This window comes from Litoreibacter sp. GN1-5, from assembly GCF_055693805.1.
Window position 1 is genome coordinate 313,830 of sequence record NZ_JBVFUP010000001.1, and the last position, 15,944, is coordinate 329,773.

At 55.0% G+C, this 15,944-nt stretch carries 19 protein-coding genes and 1 pseudogene; 10 read left to right on the top strand and 10 right to left on the bottom strand.

The features are described 5' to 3' along the window. Positions 1 to 8 precede the first annotated feature (8 nt). The 4 genes and pseudogenes from ACZ1HF_RS01600 (at position 9) to ACZ1HF_RS01615 (ending at position 1,857) form a co-directional block, all read left to right on the top strand. Positions 9 to 149: a hypothetical protein gene (locus tag ACZ1HF_RS01600; protein ID WP_472655864.1), complete on the top strand. Its 141-nt coding sequence runs from the start codon at positions 9 to 11 to the stop codon at positions 147 to 149. Further along, positions 83 to 1,047: pseudogene (gene glmM, locus ACZ1HF_RS01605) on the top strand (phosphoglucosamine mutase); the annotation flags it as partial. The gene ACZ1HF_RS01600 and the pseudogene glmM, both read left to right, overlap by 67 nt. An 18-nt stretch (positions 1,048 to 1,065) precedes the next feature. Continuing rightward, the gene (locus ACZ1HF_RS01610; RefSeq protein WP_472658955.1) at positions 1,066 to 1,350 is read left to right on the top strand and encodes a hypothetical protein; all 285 of its coding nucleotides are present in this window, start codon (positions 1,066 to 1,068) and stop codon (positions 1,348 to 1,350) included. A 39-nt stretch (positions 1,351 to 1,389) separates the two neighbouring features. Then, complete coding sequence (locus ACZ1HF_RS01615; protein WP_472655865.1) at positions 1,390 to 1,857, top strand: hypothetical protein; 468 nt, start codon at positions 1,390 to 1,392, stop codon at positions 1,855 to 1,857. On the opposite strand, the gene ACZ1HF_RS01620 is transcribed toward ACZ1HF_RS01615, so the two are convergent. From ACZ1HF_RS01620 to ilvC, 3 genes are all read right to left on the bottom strand, one after another. Further along, entirely contained in the window at positions 1,858 to 2,253 is a 396-nt protein-coding gene (locus ACZ1HF_RS01620) for an EamA family transporter (RefSeq protein ID WP_472655866.1), read from the bottom strand. After that, complete coding sequence (locus tag ACZ1HF_RS01625) at positions 2,151 to 2,777, bottom strand: DMT family transporter (protein ID WP_472655867.1); 627 nt, start codon at positions 2,775 to 2,777, stop codon at positions 2,151 to 2,153. The genes ACZ1HF_RS01620 and ACZ1HF_RS01625 overlap by 103 nt, the downstream gene beginning before the upstream one ends. A gap of 76 nt (positions 2,778 to 2,853) precedes the next feature. Next, positions 2,854 to 3,876: a ketol-acid reductoisomerase gene (gene ilvC, locus ACZ1HF_RS01630; protein ID WP_472655868.1), complete on the bottom strand. Its 1,023-nt coding sequence runs from the start codon at positions 3,874 to 3,876 to the stop codon at positions 2,854 to 2,856. A gap of 133 nt (positions 3,877 to 4,009) precedes the next feature. Here ilvC and ACZ1HF_RS01635 point away from each other — a divergent pair, with 133 nt between their 5' ends. The 4 genes from ACZ1HF_RS01635 to ACZ1HF_RS01650 all read left to right on the top strand — a co-directional run bounded on the left by ACZ1HF_RS01635 (position 4,010) and on the right by ACZ1HF_RS01650 (position 7,152). Further along, positions 4,010 to 4,465 carry an Lrp/AsnC family transcriptional regulator gene (locus tag ACZ1HF_RS01635; RefSeq protein WP_472655869.1) on the top strand — a complete coding sequence of 152 codons (456 nt, stop codon included), beginning with the start codon at positions 4,010 to 4,012 and terminating at the stop codon, positions 4,463 to 4,465. After that, complete coding sequence (locus ACZ1HF_RS01640) at positions 4,462 to 4,929, top strand: Lrp/AsnC family transcriptional regulator (RefSeq protein WP_472655870.1); 468 nt, start codon at positions 4,462 to 4,464, stop codon at positions 4,927 to 4,929. Before ACZ1HF_RS01635 ends, ACZ1HF_RS01640 begins: the two co-directional genes overlap by 4 nt. 76 nt (positions 4,930 to 5,005) lie before the next feature. After that, positions 5,006 to 5,851 (top strand): crotonase/enoyl-CoA hydratase family protein, encoded by an 846-nt coding sequence (locus tag ACZ1HF_RS01645; protein ID WP_472655871.1) that lies wholly within the window; start codon positions 5,006 to 5,008, stop codon positions 5,849 to 5,851. A gap of 164 nt (positions 5,852 to 6,015) precedes the next feature. Beyond that, entirely contained in the window at positions 6,016 to 7,152 is a 1,137-nt protein-coding gene (locus tag ACZ1HF_RS01650; protein ID WP_472655872.1) for an aminotransferase class V-fold PLP-dependent enzyme, read from the top strand. Between the two features lies 1 nt (position 7,153). On the opposite strand, the gene ACZ1HF_RS01655 is transcribed toward ACZ1HF_RS01650, so the two are convergent. Then, entirely contained in the window at positions 7,154 to 8,344 is a 1,191-nt protein-coding gene (locus ACZ1HF_RS01655) for a UbiH/UbiF family hydroxylase (protein ID WP_472655873.1), read from the bottom strand. 39 nt (positions 8,345 to 8,383) lie between these two features. Beyond that, positions 8,384 to 9,031 (bottom strand): pyrimidine 5'-nucleotidase, encoded by a 648-nt coding sequence (locus tag ACZ1HF_RS01660; RefSeq protein ID WP_472655874.1) that lies wholly within the window; start codon positions 9,029 to 9,031, stop codon positions 8,384 to 8,386. A 113-nt stretch (positions 9,032 to 9,144) separates the two neighbouring features. On the opposite strand from ACZ1HF_RS01660, the gene ACZ1HF_RS01665 reads away from it, so the two are divergent. Beyond that, positions 9,145 to 9,792, top strand: coding sequence for a GntR family transcriptional regulator (locus tag ACZ1HF_RS01665; protein ID WP_472655875.1), 648 nt, complete (start codon positions 9,145 to 9,147; stop codon positions 9,790 to 9,792). Here ACZ1HF_RS01665 and ACZ1HF_RS01670 read toward each other — a convergent pair. The 3 genes from ACZ1HF_RS01670 to carA are packed head-to-tail and all read right to left on the bottom strand — an operon-like array spanning position 9,736 to position 12,880. Then, positions 9,736 to 10,758: a glycosyltransferase family 2 protein gene (locus ACZ1HF_RS01670; protein ID WP_472655876.1), complete on the bottom strand. Its 1,023-nt coding sequence runs from the start codon at positions 10,756 to 10,758 to the stop codon at positions 9,736 to 9,738. The genes ACZ1HF_RS01665 and ACZ1HF_RS01670 overlap by 57 nt on opposite strands. Further along, positions 10,722 to 11,663 carry a GspE/PulE/PilB domain-containing protein gene (locus ACZ1HF_RS01675; protein WP_472655877.1) on the bottom strand — a complete coding sequence of 314 codons (942 nt, stop codon included), beginning with the start codon at positions 11,661 to 11,663 and terminating at the stop codon, positions 10,722 to 10,724. Before ACZ1HF_RS01675 ends, ACZ1HF_RS01670 begins: the two co-directional genes overlap by 37 nt. Before the next feature lie 47 nt (positions 11,664 to 11,710). After that, positions 11,711 to 12,880: a glutamine-hydrolyzing carbamoyl-phosphate synthase small subunit gene (gene carA, locus ACZ1HF_RS01680; RefSeq protein WP_472655878.1), complete on the bottom strand. Its 1,170-nt coding sequence runs from the start codon at positions 12,878 to 12,880 to the stop codon at positions 11,711 to 11,713. A gap of 159 nt (positions 12,881 to 13,039) precedes the next feature. On the opposite strand from carA, the gene ACZ1HF_RS01685 reads away from it, so the two are divergent. Beyond that, positions 13,040 to 13,498, top strand: a complete 459-nt coding sequence (locus ACZ1HF_RS01685; protein WP_472655879.1) for a GatB/YqeY domain-containing protein — start codon at positions 13,040 to 13,042, stop codon at positions 13,496 to 13,498. A gap of 91 nt (positions 13,499 to 13,589) precedes the next feature. Here the strand turns inward: ACZ1HF_RS01685 and ACZ1HF_RS01690 are convergent, their stop codons facing one another. Both ACZ1HF_RS01690 and ctaD read right to left on the bottom strand, forming a co-directional pair. After that, complete coding sequence (locus tag ACZ1HF_RS01690) at positions 13,590 to 14,132, bottom strand: DUF2244 domain-containing protein (RefSeq protein WP_472655880.1); 543 nt, start codon at positions 14,130 to 14,132, stop codon at positions 13,590 to 13,592. A gap of 5 nt (positions 14,133 to 14,137) precedes the next feature. Further along, positions 14,138 to 15,808, bottom strand: a complete 1,671-nt coding sequence (ctaD, locus tag ACZ1HF_RS01695; protein ID WP_472655881.1) for a cytochrome c oxidase subunit I — start codon at positions 15,806 to 15,808, stop codon at positions 14,138 to 14,140. Between the last annotated feature and the right edge of the window lie 136 nt (positions 15,809 to 15,944).

Genomic DNA, 15,944 nt, shown 5'->3' on the forward strand with positions numbered 1-15,944 from the left:
CTTTTCGCATGACACGCAAGTTTTTCGGCACGGATGGTGTGCGCGGGCAAGCAAATGCCTATCCGATGACCGCCGATATGGCATTGAAACTGGGGCTGCTGCTGGCCGGTATTTCCGACGTGATGGATCTGGTGCGCACCGGGTCGTGATTGGCAAGGACACGCGCCTGTCTTGCTATATGTTTGAAAGTGCGCTCACGGCTGGGTTTACCTCGACCGGTATGAATGTGCTTTTGCTGGGGCCGGTTCCCACCCCTGCCGTTGGGCTTCTGACGCCGTCAATGCGTGCGGATGTGGGTGTTATGATTTCAGCCAGCCACAATCCTCATTCCGACAATGGGATCAAGTTCTTTGGACCCGATGGCTACAAACTGTCTGACGAAGCCGAGATCGAGATCGAGGCGCTGCTTGAAGGAGATATTGCCCCGGCACAGGCCCAAAATATTGGTCGGGCCAAACATATCTACGATGGCCGCTTTCGCTATAATGAACGGGTCAAACAGACTTTCCCACAAGGTCTGCGGCTGGATGGTATGAAGGTTGTTATCGATTGTGCCAATGGCGCGGCCTACAAAACTGCCCCCGAAGTGTTGTGGGAACTGGGGGCTGACGTGATCCCTGTGGGGGTTGCGCCGAACGGGTTTAATATCAATGATGCGTGCGGGTCGACCAGCACCGCTGTTGCGGCGGAAGCCGTTGTCGCCCATGGGGCGCATATGGGAATTTGCCTTGATGGGGATGCGGATCGCGTCATGGTCTTGGATGAAACCGGCGCTGTCGCCGATGGCGACCAGCTCATGGCGCTGTTGGCGACCCGCTGGGCCGAGCAGGGAAAGCTGGATGGCAACACGCTGGTTGCTACGGTCATGTCCAACCTGGGGTTGGAACGGCATCTGCAAAGCAAAGGTCTGCGTCTGGAACGCACCCCCGTGGGCGACCGCTATGTCGTCGAGGCAATGCGCAAGGGCGGCTACAATCTTGGGGGGAGCAATCGGGCCATATCGTCATGACCGATTACGCGACCACCGGCGATGGCTTGCTTGCTGGCCTACAATTTCTGGCAGAGATGGTGCGCACAGGCCAACCGGCCAGCGCTTTGGTCAAACAGTTTGAACCGTGTCCTCAACTGCTGAAGAATGTGCGGTTTGCCATAGGGCAAACCCCATTGGATAATGCCTCGGTGCAAACGGCTATTTCGCAAGCCGAGGCGCGTCTCAATGGTCATGGCCGTCTGTTGATCCGTAAATCAGGCACTGAGCCGCTTATCCGTGTGATGGCAGAATGTGAGGACGAAACGGTTTTAAATGACGTTGTCGGTTCGGTCGTTTCTGCTGTCGAAAATGTTGTTTGAATTTCGCGGGCTGGCTGGAAATCTAGGGCGCATAATCGAATGAATCCTCTTTCTGCCAATGATAAGCTTGATGCCACCGCAACGCTTGTGCTGCGGGTTGGTCTTGCGTGGTTCATCTTTGTCTGGGCTGTGAACAAAGTTCTGACGCCGGGGCAATATCAACAACTGGTCCGTCATTTTGAAGGGGTCGAGATCGTCACATCTCAGGTCCTGCTGGTTGCAGGCGTGCAGATAGTTGTCTGTCTAATGGCATTTGTAGGAATTGGTCGTCTGTTTGCCTATGGTGCGCTTTTGGTAATGCATTTCTTCACTGTGTTGCGACGTTGGGAAAGCTTTCTTGCCCCATTTGAAATCAATGAGCGCGGCTTTCCGGTGAACCGCAATGCGGTGATTGATTTAGCCGTTCTGGGTGCGATGATTGCGCTGATCCTGCTTATCCGACGCGACCATTTCTCGCTTGGCGGCTGGTTTGCATGCAAGCGTGGCAAGTGGGCGGTCTGGATGTGATCAGCGGCGTTTGAATAAATCGCTCAGGGCACGGGACTGGCTGAGCCCGATGCCCGCCAGAATGATCAACAATGCAATAAATAATTGCGGGGGAAGTTGTTCGCCCATCAGCGTGACACCCAGCAGAACGGACCAGACCGGCACCTGATAGCTGGTCAGGCTCATGAAAACCGATCCGGCTGTGGTGATCACCTGCACGCGGATGATTGCAGCCAATGCGGTCGGCAGCAACGCCGCGTAGAACAAGGCCAGCGAGGGCTGTAGCGGCATTGATTGCGGTATCCCGTCATTGATCAGTGCAATCGGCAAAAGCACGATCGCAGCAATAAGCGTCGAGGCCGTGGCAAAGGCAATTGGCGGCATTTTGGGGCGCGGCGCGTGACGACGGACCCGCATGCGTAACACATCGCAGCTGACAGGCAGGCGAGACGCCCCCAGAACTCATTCGTTTGCCCCGTGCTGTCCCATGCGCCGTCGCCGACAAGGATCACAAGGCCAATAAACCCAAGCATCATGCCTATGATGCGTCTTGGTCCGATCCCTTCCTCGGGCGAGAAGATATAGACCAACGGGAGCACCAAAAGTGGCACTGCGCCCATCGCCACGCCGGCAAAGGCGGACGGGACAAATTGCTGCCCCCAACTCAGCAATGCGAAGGGTAGGGCGGTGGCCCCTGCACCTACCATTGCGGCGAACATCCACGCGCGGCGCGACGGGATCGTTCGCAGGCTTTGACCTATTGCTTCGCTGATCGCGCATAAAACAAGGGCCGCAATGCTGACGCGCCCGGCGGCCACGGTCCAGGGGGGATATCCGTCAAGCGACAGGCGCACCGACATGAACGCCCCACCCCAGATCACACCAAGCAGCAGGATTAGTGCCCAGTTCAGCAGGCCTGGATTTTGTGGAGAAGGTGTCATGGGAACGGTCGTAAATGAAAAAGGCACCGCATGCGATGCCTTTCCCATAGTGTTCGATCAGTTTCGAACTATGCGATCAATTCTTCGCCTTATCGACCATCTTGCCAGCAGAGATCCATGGCATCATGCCGCGCAGTTTCTCGCCAGTTTCCTCAATCTGGTGCGCATCATTAATGCGGCGTGTACCTTTGAAGAAAGGCTGGCCGACTTGGTTTTCTGACATGAAGTCACGCACGAATTTACCGGTTTGAATGTCGGTCAGGATTGCCTTCATCCGTGCCTTGGTCTCATCATATGGTAACACGCGCGGGCCAGAGACGTATTCGCCGTATTCCGCAGTGTTCGAGATCGAGTAGTTCATGTTGGCGATACCGCCTTCATAAATTAGATCGACGATCAGTTTGACCTCATGCAAGCATTCGAAATACGCCATCTCGGGGGCATAACCCGCCTCGACCAGTGTTTCGAACCCCATGCGGATCAGCTCGACAAGACCGCCGCACAGAACGGCTTGTTCGCCGAACAGGTCCGTTTCGCATTCTTCGCGGAAGTTGGTCTCGATAATGCCGGACCGGCCACCGCCGATGGCAGAACAATAGGACAGGCCAATCTCAAGCGCCTTACCAGAGGCGTCATTGTCCACGGCCACAAGGCACGGTACGCCGCCACCTTTGGTGAACTCGCCGCGCACGGTATGGCCGGGGCCTTTCGGCGCCATCATGATCACGTCAACACCAGGTTTCGGCTCGATCAGGCCAAAATGCACGTTCAGGCCGTGCGCGAATGCAATCGCTGCACCTTCGCGGATATTGTCATGGACGTATTTTTTGTAAGTGTCTGCCTGAAGTTCGTCGGGCATGGTAAACATGATAAGATCGCACCAGGCGGCGGCTTCCGCGATACCCATGACTTTCAAACCTTCACCTTCGGCCTTCGCTGCGGACGCAGAGCCTTCACGCAACGCCACAACAAGGTTTTTAGCGCCTGAATCGCGTAAATTCAGCGCATGGGCATGGCCTTGGGAGCCATAACCGAGAATGGCAACTTTCTTGTCCTTGATCAGGTTCACATCGCAATCGCGATCGTAGTAAACGCGCATAAGGGCGCTCCTTTGTTTGTGTACATCTGAGGCGGACATTACAGATATATATCGCTTTTCACAGATCAAGAATCTGATTTTTTATAATAAATCGATACTTTTATTCGTATAATAAAAGTTATATGCAGAAATCATGCTTAATGATGCTGACAGACGATTGCTGCGCCAATTGCAGGCTGATCCGGAGGCTTCGATCTCTGAGCTGGCTGAGCGATGCGCCATGCAACCAGCAACGACTGCGCGCAGGTTGGAGAAGCTGGTCGCGAACGGCATTTTGAAAGGGCAGCATGCCGTTATTGACTGGCAACGTCTGGGCTATGTGGTGGAGGTGTCCCTGCGGTTTACCCTTGATAAAACCGCCCCGCGGGCTTTCGATGAATTTCAGGCGCAGGCCCGCAAAATTCCTGAGGTCATCGCGATCCAGACATTTCTTGGCCGCGTCGATGTACGTCTGTCGGTGATTGCCCGCGATATGGCGCATTACCAAACGCTCTACCGCGACTATATCCTGATGTTGCCTCATATCGCAGAGTTGGAAGCCTTGATGCATGTGGCCACCATTAAGACCGCCGAGACGCTGCCAATATGACATGGGACGCAACCGATTTTGCTATCTTGCGCGCACTTTCTGAGAACGCCGCGCAAAGCGCAGGCGCTTTGGGGCTACAACTGGGGCTGTCCCAGCCTGCCACATGGCGACGCATTCGCCGCTTGCAAGACGCAGGTGTGCTGGCTGGGCGACGGGTCGATCTGGACCCCGAGGCGTTGGGATTTGCCGTTACGGTCTTTCTGGGTATCAAACTTGCCACCAAAGGGCGTGTGTCGCTTGAAGATTTTGAACGCGCCGTAACTGCCATCCCCGAAGTGCAGACGGTACAGCACGTCCTTGGCCTTTATGATTACCGTCTGCGCGTTGTTGCCCGCGATTTGTCAGATTTTGAGCGCGTCTTGCGTCGGCGGATCATGACCTTACCCGGTGTGGGGGATGTCGAGGCGAATGTCTTGCTGTCGGAAGAGCGACTGCCGGGGCCACTACAACCCAGCGACGGTTAACCAAACGTCATGATGTTCTGTATCGGGTAAACTATGATAGAAATCACATCAATCCAGTCCTCTGAGGAAAACATACATGCCTGAGTTAACTGACAGCACCTTCTTCCGCCTCAGCCTTAGCGATGGCATAGCGCATCTGGAAATGAACCGCCCAGACAAGGCAAATGCAATGTCATCTGAGTTTTGGTCTGATTTACCGCGGCTCGCCCAAACATTGGACAGTGACCCCTCAGTACGGGTTCTGGTGCTGTCCGGGCAGGGCAAGCACTTTACGGGTGGTATGGATTTGACGGCCTTTCAAAACATCATGCAGCTCACTGAAGGGGAGCCGGGCCGGGCTGCATTCGCCCTGCGTGATCTGGTGAAAAAGCTGCAAGCTTCTTTGACAAGCCTTGAGCAAATGCGCATCCCGGTGATCGCCGCGACACATGGTGTTTGTCTTGGTGCTGGGGTTGATCTGATCTCGGCCTGCGATATCCGGCTGGCCAGTGCCGAGGCATCATTTGGCATTGAAGAGATCAATATCGGGATGACCGCTGATGTCGGCACATTACAGCGTTTGCCTAAGCTGATGCCTGAAGGTGTGCTCAGAGAATTGGCCTATACAGGCCGCCGCTTTTCGGCCGAGGATGCGCTGGGATGGGGCATGATCAACGCAATTCATGCTGATCGGGAAGCCACAATTGATGCGGCCTTGGCGATGGCAAGTGAGATTGCGGCAAAATCACCGCTAGCAATCGCAGGCATCAAACGGGCGATCACTTATGCTAGGGATCATAGTGTTGCGGACGGTCTTGATCAGATTGCGACATGGAATGCGGGGATGCTGCGCGCCGAAGATTTGATGAAAGCGATGCAAGCGAAGATGACAAAGCAACAGGCGGTTTTTGAGGATCTGTTGAAAGACGTGTCGCACACATAATCGTTCAATATGTTCAGGTTGGTTGTTGACAGAGGGTGAAACTATTTCCGAAAGGAAACGGCCATCGGCTCTAAGCCTCTGTTTTCGCGGCTTGATATACACAAATAGACCGTGCATGACATAGCTTTACACCGTAGGTTGATATGATCCAAAGGAGGTGTCACATGTCCGCATTGCCCAATACCGTTGATCCTGATGGTCTGCTTGAATTTTCGGTCGTCTTCACGGATCGCTCCCTTAACCATATGTCGAAGACGTTTCAGAAGGTGATGACAGACATCTCGTCTATGCTGAAAGAGGTGTATGCAGCTGATAGCATCGCCCTTGTTCCCGGCGGCGGCACCTTTGCTATGGAGGCCGTTGCACGTCAGTTTGCCCGTGACAAACGCGCGCTTGTTGTCCGCAATGGGTGGTTTTCCTATCGGTGGAGCCAGATTTTTGAGGCAGGTGGCTTCACCGCTTCGGCGACTGTCATGAAAGCCCGCCAAACCGGCAATGACACGACAGCGCCATTCACCCCATGTCCGATTGCAGAGGTGACGGCGAAAATACATGAAGAAAAGCCTGACATTGTTTTTGCCCCCCATGTCGAGACATCTGCCGGTGTCATCCTTCCTGACGATTACATCAAAGCGATGTCCAAAGCCGCGCATGAGGTTGGCGCGCTGATGGTTCTGGATTGCATTGCCTCGGGCTGCGCATGGGTCGATATGGCCGCCACAGGTGTTGATGTTCTGATTTCGGCACCGCAGAAAGGCTGGTCGGCCCAACCTTGTGCGGGAATTGTTTGCATGTCGGATCGTGCGAGGCAGGCAATCGAAGATACGACGTCCGACAGTTTCGCCATCGATCTGAAAAAATGGCTGTCCATCATGGAAACCTATGAAAATGGCGGTCACGCCTATCATGCGACCATGCCAACAGATGCGCTGCGTGCTTTCCGCGATACAATGGAAGAAACGCGTGAATATGGATTTGAGCGGTTGCGCGAGGCGCAGTGGCGACTTGGCAACGATGTACGTGATATGCTGCGGGCAAAGGGCGTAAAGTCAGTCGCGGCAGATGGCTATGGCGCGCCCGGCGTGGTGGTCAGCTACACAGACGATCCGGCGGTGCAGAACGGGTCAAAATTCGCGGCTCTTGGAACGCAGATCGCTGCAGGTGTTCCGCTGGAATGTGATGAGCCCGCAGATTTTAGCACATTCCGCATCGGGTTGTTTGGTCTGGACAAGCTCTATGATACTGGCGCGACGCTTGCACGCCTGAAATCCGTGACGGATCAGGTTTTGGAAGACGCCTGAATCACCGCAGGCCCAGCCCCAGTTGCATCACACCTTTGCGGATCGGTGTTGCGTCATGCAACAGGCCGATCCCCCAGGACCGCATGTCTTTTACCCACTGGCTATGGGTCATTGATGTGCGGTTCAGAAGATCAATGCCGGTCACACGCATTTGCGCCTTAAGCCGCCGGCCACGATCATAACGGGCCAGCATGGTGGGCTCCCCCATGCCTGCGGGGTTTTCCTCAACCAGTTCCAGAAGCAAGCCCAAATCAGTGAGGCTCATGTTCAACCCTTGTGCGCCTATTGGGGGCACGACATGGGCAGCTTCTGCGACAAGAGCCATACGTTCAGATGTGAAATGATCAGCGATCTGACTGATAATCGGCCAGATCGTTTTTCGCGAGGCGAGGCTCAGGGGGCCAAACAGGTGGCACGATCTGTCTGACATTTCTGCCTCAAAAGCGCTTGGGTCCAGTTCAAACAGGCGTTGTGCCTCAGCCCCGGTCTCCATCCACACAACAGCTGAGCTGGGTTGGCCATCATAATCGGGCAGCGGAACCAATGTGAACGGCCCACCCGTTTTATGAATTTCGGTTGAGATGTTGAAATGGGGGATGGGATGGGTCACGGCAAAAGCCAGCGCTTTTTGGCCATAACGGGTTGTCTTAACGCCAATTCCTGCGGCTTCGCGTAGCCAGGAATTACGTCCGTCTGCGGCGATGACCAGACGCGCGCTGATTTGTGTTCCGTCGCTTAACCAGACTTTCGCGCCTGTGGCACGTGTCAAGATACGGGCGCTGGATACGCCTGTGCGAAAGGTGACGTTGGGCAAGTTTTCAATGCGTTTCACCAATTCGCGCCGGATCAGCCAGTTCGGCAGGTTCCAGCCAAATGGTAGCTCTGAGATATCGCTTGCGTCAAAGTCGCGTGTCGCGCGTGGTGTGCCATCCGGCCCACCTGAATCAATAATACGCATGATCTGTAAGGGCATGGCATGTGGGGACAGATGCTGCCAGAGCCCGGCGCGTTCCAGCACAGGGATCGAGGGCTGCAGAAATGCTGTGCTGCGTAAATCAGCACTGGCATCATCGCGCGTTGTGACTGGCTTTTGCGGGTCTACGCAAACTACGCGAAATCCCGCGCTGCCGAATAGGCAGGCAGCAATCAAACCAGCGACGCCACCGCCCGAGACCAAAATATCATGTTCCATAAGTATAGAATTAGGCCGATAGGGACGCTTCGGAAAGGGTCAACCGACGATCTGCTTCAGAAAGCCGCTAAGATCATCTGTGTGATGGTGGATATGATCTTGCGGCTCCGCTGTTTCGCACACATGAACGGTCTTCATGCCCATCCTGTGGGGGACAGCCAGATTGCGCGCCTCATCCTCGAACATGGCGGCGTTTTTGGTGTCGGTGCCATCAGTTGCGAAGACCGTTTCAAAGGCGCGCTGTTCAGGTTTGGGACGAAAATTGGCGTGCTCTACGCCATAGATCGCATCAAAGGCATTGCTCAAGCCTCTGGCATTTAAAACATTTTCTGCATAAGGCTTGCTGCCGTTTGTGTAGACGATCTTACGTCCGGGCAACCTTTCAATTCTGTCCCGCAGGGTCGTGTCAGGTGTCAAAGCGTCGAACGAGATGTCATGGACATCGACCAGATAGTCGTCCGGATCAATGCTGTGTTCATCCATCAGGCCTGCCAGTGTTGTCCCATAGGTATGCCAATAATGCTGACGCAGATGATCCGCTTGAGCACGGTCCACATTCAATGCGTCCATGACCCAAGCCGTCATACGCAGCTCGATCTGGTCAAAAAGGCGCATATGCGCCGGATAAAGCGTGTTGTCGAGGTCAAAGACCCAGTGGCGGACATGGGAAAACTGTTGTGCAACCATAGGACTATTCTAGCTGCGTTACATGTCGCGACAAGCATATTAATGATGCGGTTGTGCTTGTAGCGGTCCGGTAAGCGCGGTTAGTTTGAAAAACAAGATTTTCAGGGGGTGCTATGTCGATCTCGATACCTGCGGCGAATGATGCTTATGGGCTGATCCTGCACGCGATTGATACAGGGATATACAAGCCTGGCGACCGGTTGGTGGAAAGCGAGCTTGCTGATCGTTTTGGTGTGTCCCGCACGCCAATCCGTGAAGCTTTGCAGCGGCTTGAGACGCAATCGATGCTGACGCGCGATGGTCGCAGCTTGATCGTGGCGTCACTCGATCATGATCAGATGGCCGAACTTTATGTAGTGCGGACAGCGCTGGAAGGGTTGGCGGCTGAATTGGCTGCTCAGCATGCAACCCCGGAAGAAATCAAAGTGCTGTTTGACATGGTCAAGGAAGACCGCGCTTTTCTGGGACAGCCAAGCAAACTGGCGCAGGCCAACCGGCGCTTTCACCGGCAAATTCATCTGGCATCCCATAACCGATACCTCGTCCAGCAGCTTGATCTGGTGTATCGCTCAATGGCGCTTTTGGCGACAACGTCGCTGGCGGCAGAGGGGCGGGGGGCCGCCGCATTGGATGAGCATTTGAAAATTGTGCGCGGGATTGAGGCGCGGGATGGCCCAGCCGCCTCAGAAGCTTTGCGCGCGCATTTATCCACTGCTTTCGAGACCCGATTGAAGATCGACGCGTCCAAAGGCATCGCCTGATAAGTCCGGTTCTGTCTCTGCAAGATTTTGCCCGCCAAACATACCGTGGGCCGTTTTATCCCAGTAAAATGGTTTGAACAGCAGCTCGACGATGCCTTTGTAGGCGGCCATCGTGCCAAATATGAAATAGACGGGCAGGGTCAGGATCCAGCCCAAGGCGGGTCGCTTGGCCAGGCGGTATGTCGCAAGGAAAAAGACCGTAAGCGTGACAATCTCGGCCGCAAGAAACAGGGCCGTCAGGCCATAGAGGTTGGTATAAGCAACGCTGCCCAAGCTTGCCCCCAGCAGGCCAAATGAAAACACAACCATGCTCAGCCACAAGAAGGGTGCCAGCAGGAACGCAACAAGTGTTCCCAGAAAGAGCAGTTGAAAGCCCAGAAATTTCCAAGGACCAAGATCGCGCCAGAGCCTGACAGGATTGCGCATATGCACGCTCCACGTAACTGCGTAGCCCTTCAACCAGCGCGAGCGTTGCTTGATCCAAGGCCAGACATGGCTATTCGCCTCTTCGTGAGTGATAGTGTGCAACACTTCGCAACGATAGCCGCGCCGCGCCAGACGCATCCCCAGATCAGCATCTTCTGTCACATTATGAGCATCCCATGCCCCCATGTCGGCCAGTTGATTTCGACGGAAAAACAAAGTTGTGCCCCCCAACGGGATAGCAAAGCCCAAACGTTGTAAACCCGGCAGCATGATGCGGAACCAGCCCGCATATTCAAAGAAGAAACAGCGCGATAGCCAGTTGGTCTGCGCGTTGTAAAAGCTTAGCACACCTTGCACGCACGCCAGATCAGGGCCGCTTTTGTTGAATTTCTGAACAACCCGGTAGAGTTGATCCGGCTCGGGCGCATCCTCTGCATCATAGACACCAACAAGTTCGCCCGTGGTGAAATCCAGCGCGTAATTCATGGCCCTTGGCTTGGTCTTCAGGCTTCCCCCGGCACCCGGATGACCCGCATCCAAGGTGGTAACGTATGGCCCTGCAACGCCTTTCGGGTGACGGTGTCATCAGCTTCGACAACCAAACAAACCTCCAGCAATTCTCTGGGGTATTTCAATCGCTCCAGCCGCTTTACAAGCGTACCGGCGATGTCTTCTTCTTTGAAAAGAGGCACAAGGATCGAGATTTTTGGCAGGCGCTTTGGAACAATCACATCAATTTTGTGGGTCCCGCTGCGTATCCGAGAAAGCGCGATCCCCCCGCATATCGCCTTCAAGATGCTGTTGATGCACAAAGTTGTAACAGCCAGCGCAAAAAGCCCTTTCAGCAGCTTATCTGGATACATCAGGGCGATGGTTGCAAAGGCCAGCATGATAAACGTCAGACAGAATTGCATCTTGCGCGTTGACCAATTCCTGCAGCTATCTTGCGCCCGCGTGCGAGTTTCGGCCTGCCGGATCAGGTCTGCCCCAAGGGATTTATGGATGAAATCGTGCAGATCATTCTGGCTTACCAGAACGTGGCGTGCGCGTCCTATGCCGGGCGGCAGTTTGATCTGGATGATTGACATCTGCGCGGGATCGGTCACGGCAACGACCAAAACCCCGCCCTGCATGCGCCACGGGACAAAACCAAGACGCAGGCAGTCCTTCGGGTCTGCAAGTCCCAGCAGGCGAGGGTCGGGCGGCAGTTCTTCCAGATCGATCCAGCTTGTTCCATGACATTTGGCGCGGGCTTTGAGTATATCAGTAGGTTGTAGAATGCCGCGGGCGATCAGGGTATCCCCAAGATCGGCATCCGGTAAGGTCTTTATCTGGGATAAATCGTTTTGGGACAAAAGCCCCCTTCGCAGTAGTTCCTGCGCCAGATCACCGGTCGCGGAGGCAGGGTTTTCCGCGCAGCCAAGCCGAAATCCCTGAACGTCCATTCCCAAACCCTGTCTGTTGCCTTGGACAAAGTTTGCGTCAGGGCGGGTTAAGGCGAGGTTAAAACGCCCGCCCGCGCAGCCATTGCAGCGGCAAAACGCTCAAAAAGGTAATAGCTGTCCTGTGGGCCGGGGCTGGCCTCGGGGTGGTATTGCACACTGAAAACAGGGCGATCCTTCAAGCGGATACCGCAGTTCGAGCCATCAAACAGCGAGATATGGGTTTCCATGACACCGTCGGGCAAGGTCTGGCTATCCACTGTAAAGCCATGATTCATCGAGGTAATCTCGACCTTGCCGGTTTCCAGATCCTTGACTGGGTGGTTTGCGCCATGATGACCGTGGTTCATCTTGACCGTCGTTGCCCCAAGGGCAAGGGCCAGCATCTGGTGGCCAAGGCAAATGCCGAACACGGGGATATCACGCTTGAGCACATCCTTGATCATCGGCACGGCATAGGCACCCGTTGCAGCAGGATCGCCCGGACCGTTTGACAGGAAGATGCCATCAGGCTTCAGGGCCAACACGTCCTCGGCTGTGGCTGTGGCTGGCAGTACCGTCACGTTGCAACCCGCCGAGGCAAGACACCGCAGGATATTGCGTTTTGCGCCATAATCAATCGCCACAACCTTATGGCCGGGGCTTGTCCGCTTGGTATAGCCTTCAGGCCAGGCCCAACGCATCTCGTCCCATTTGTAGGATTGCGCGCAGGTGACCTCCTTAGCCAGATCAAGCCCTTCAAGGCCGGCAAACCCGCGCGCGGCATGGACAAGTGCCTCCAAGTCAAACACACCGTCCGGGTTATGCTCCATCGCGACATGCGGCGCGCCTTGGGCGCGGATTGCGCGGGTTAAGCGGCGCGTGTCGACGCCACCCATTCCAACACGGCCCCGCTTGGTAAGCCATTCGGCCAATTCCTCTGTGGCACGCCAGTTAGAGGCTATGGTTGGATCCCATTTGACAACCATGCCAGCGGCTACGGGGTCAGAGGTTTCGTCATCCTCAGGGGTAACGCCGGTATTGCCGATATGAGGGAATGTAAATGTAACCACCTGTCCTGCATAGGATGGGTCGGTCATAATTTCCTGATAGCCGGTCATTGCCGTGTTAAAACACAGCTCCGCTACAGTGCGCCCCGTAGCCCCAAACCCTTTTCCGTAAAACACGGTGCCATCAGCAAGAACAAGGCAGGCAGTCGGATGAGTGGGGGCGGTGGACATGGGTTGGCGACTCCCTCGTTGAGATTTGCGCGACACTAGGATTGGTCTTGCGAGGGGTCAACCCTTGGGCTGGTCAGTCTTGGGACATAGCGTTTCCTGTTGTAGGCACAGATGGAATTCGTTAGAGACGGGCGCTCAGACAAGCTGCGGAGACGGGCTATGACACAAGATATGCGCACACGGATCAATGACGTGCTGAAAGAGGCAATGAAAGCCAAGGACAGCGAGCGTCTGGGCACGCTGCGCCTGATCAATGCAGCTATCAAGGATCAGGATATTGCCATGCGCGTGGATGGCAAATCGGTGGGCGATCCCGAGATTTTGGCAATTCTGGGTAAGATGGTGAAGCAACGCCAGGAAAGTGCACGCGCCTATGAAGAAGGCGGGCGGCTGGAACTGGCCGAGAAAGAACTGTCAGAGATCAAGGTTATCGAGGCGTTCCTGCCAACACAATTGACCGAGGCCGAGACCGTTGCGGCCATCGACGCTGCCATCAGCAAGACTGGCGCGAGCTCTATCCGCGACATGGGCAAGGTGATGGGTGAGCTGAAAGGCAAGTACACTGGCCAGATGGATTTCGGTGCCGCTGGGCCGATGGTCAAGGCGCGGTTGGGGTGATTTGAGGGAAGTGTTAGCGGGGTAGTCCTTGCAGATTACTTTGTGATGTAGCCTTCCACCAAAAAAGTCGTCACGCTATGTCAGCACGGCATTAGCTCGATGTACGAACGGCGAGAAATTTCAACTGATGCTCCAGCTCTTCTTTCAGTTCTAGCCGCTCTGCTGGGGTTAGGAACGCACCGAGTTCGACCTCGCGGCTGCCGCCTGTCAGGGTCAGGTAATTGCTTACAGGCGCATCGTGGCGCTCTACAGCAACCCAATGGGGGTTCGCGGTCCAGCTTTGTCTGGGCCCGTGTGGATTTTTGCGGACAAGCGCCATGTGGTCAGGCCAGAGGCTGAGCTCTTCAATCAAATGGCCGTCTCGGTAGTTTCGCATCAGGAAATACCACAGCAACGCCACAGTCAGGATCAGGAAAGGGAGCAGCCCCCAAAGCGCCTGCGTGCCGAGAAGCGGCAACAAGGGTAGCAATAGCAGGGCTGAGGTCACAGCGATGATGAAGACAAAGCCGCCCCTTGGCAGAGATCTGTGTGGCCATAGCAATACACGGTAAACGGGGATGGCATCGCCGTAATGAGACAGGGCCTCGGGATAATCCGAGGCCCTGTCTGTAAGGTCTATGCGTTTATAGGGCATCTGCCTTAATGCGCGTGGCCCTTGTCCCAATCAGACTGCTTTGGCAGCTGCTCGAACGTATGTTCGGGCGGTGGGCAGGGCAGGGTCCATTCCAGCGTGTCTGCATATTCATTCCACGGATTGTTCTCTGTCACTTTGCGACCATAAAGCAGCGTGTAGAAAACGACGCCGATGAAGAACAGGAATGATGCGAAGGACAGGAAAGCCCCCCAGGACGAAACGTAGTTCCAGTAAGCAAATGCTTCCGGGTAGTCGATGTAGCGGCGTGGCATACCTTGGCGACCCAGGAAGTGCTGCGGGAAGAAGGTAATGTTTGATCCGATGAACATAGCCCAGAAATGCAGCTTGCCAGCCCATTCAGGATACATCCGGCCAGACATTTTCGGCAGGTAGAAATAGATACCCGCGAAGATGCAGAACACAGCACCAAGCGACATCACATAATGGAAGTGCGCCACGACATAATACGTATCGTGATAGGCGCGGTCGATCCCGGCCTGTGACAGAACGATGCCGGTCACACCACCTACGGTGAACAGAAACAGGAAGCCGAATGCCCAAAGCATCGGCGTCTTGAACTCGATCGAGCCGCCCCACATCGTTGCAATCCATGAGAAGATCTTGATACCGGTTGGAACCGCGATCACCATCGTCGCCATCATGAAGTAGGATTGCTGCGTCAGACTCATGCCCACGGTATACATGTGGTGCGCCCAGACGACGAAGCCAAGCGCGCCGATTGCAACCATGGCGTAGACCATCGGCAGATAGCCGAAGACGGGTTTGCGCGAGAAGGTTGCAATCACGTGGCTGATAATACCGAACCCGGGCACGATGATGATGTAAACTTCGGGATGGCCGAAGAACCACAGCAAGTGCTGGTACAGGATTGGATCACCACCACCGGCAGGATCAAAGAATGTCGTGCCGAAATTCCGGTCTGTCAGAAGCATTGTGATGGCACCTGCCAGAACGGGCAGGGACAGAAGGATCAGCCAGGACGTCACGAAGATTGACCAGGCAAACAGTGGTACTTTGTGCAAGGTCATGCCCGGTGCCCGCATATTCAGGAAGGTGGTGATCATGTTGATCGCGCCCAGAATAGACGACGCACCTGATACGTGAACGGCAAAGATTGCGAAATCCATCGACATGCCCGCCTCAGAGGTCGAGAGCGGCGCATAAAGCACCCAGCCCACGCCAGAGCCCAACTGGTCATTGCCGCCCGGTGTCAGCAGGGATGCAACAGCAAGCGAACAGCCTGTCACATAAAGCCAGTAGGACAGGTTGTTCATCCGTGGAAACGCCATATCTGGCGCGCCAATTTGTAAAGGCATGAAGTAGTTGCCAAACCCACCAAACAGTGCCGGGATTACCACAAAGAACATCATCAGGATGCCATGGCCGGTGATTAGTACGTTCCACAAATGTCCATTTGGAGTACAATCTGCCGTGTTCTGGGCAAACAAACTCGCGCCCTCAAGGCACATGTACTGAACGCCGGGCTCCATCAGCTCCATCCGCATGTAGACGGTAAAGGCCACGGATACGAAACCCATAAGTCCGGCGGTAAAGAGGTACAGAATACCTATGTCTTTGTGGTTTGTGGACATAAACCAGCGGGTAAAAAAGCCCCGGTCGTCGTGCTCGTGTCCCTCAATGGCGGCGTCTGCCATGTGTCTCTCCCGTTTCCAGTAGACTATTCCTTGAGGACGGATTCGCCCCCTGCTTTGATATTCTGGTTTAGTGCGGTTGTTCGGCTAGGGCAATGATCCAAGCAATTATAGACGTGGAAAAAATGTCGCGGCAGAT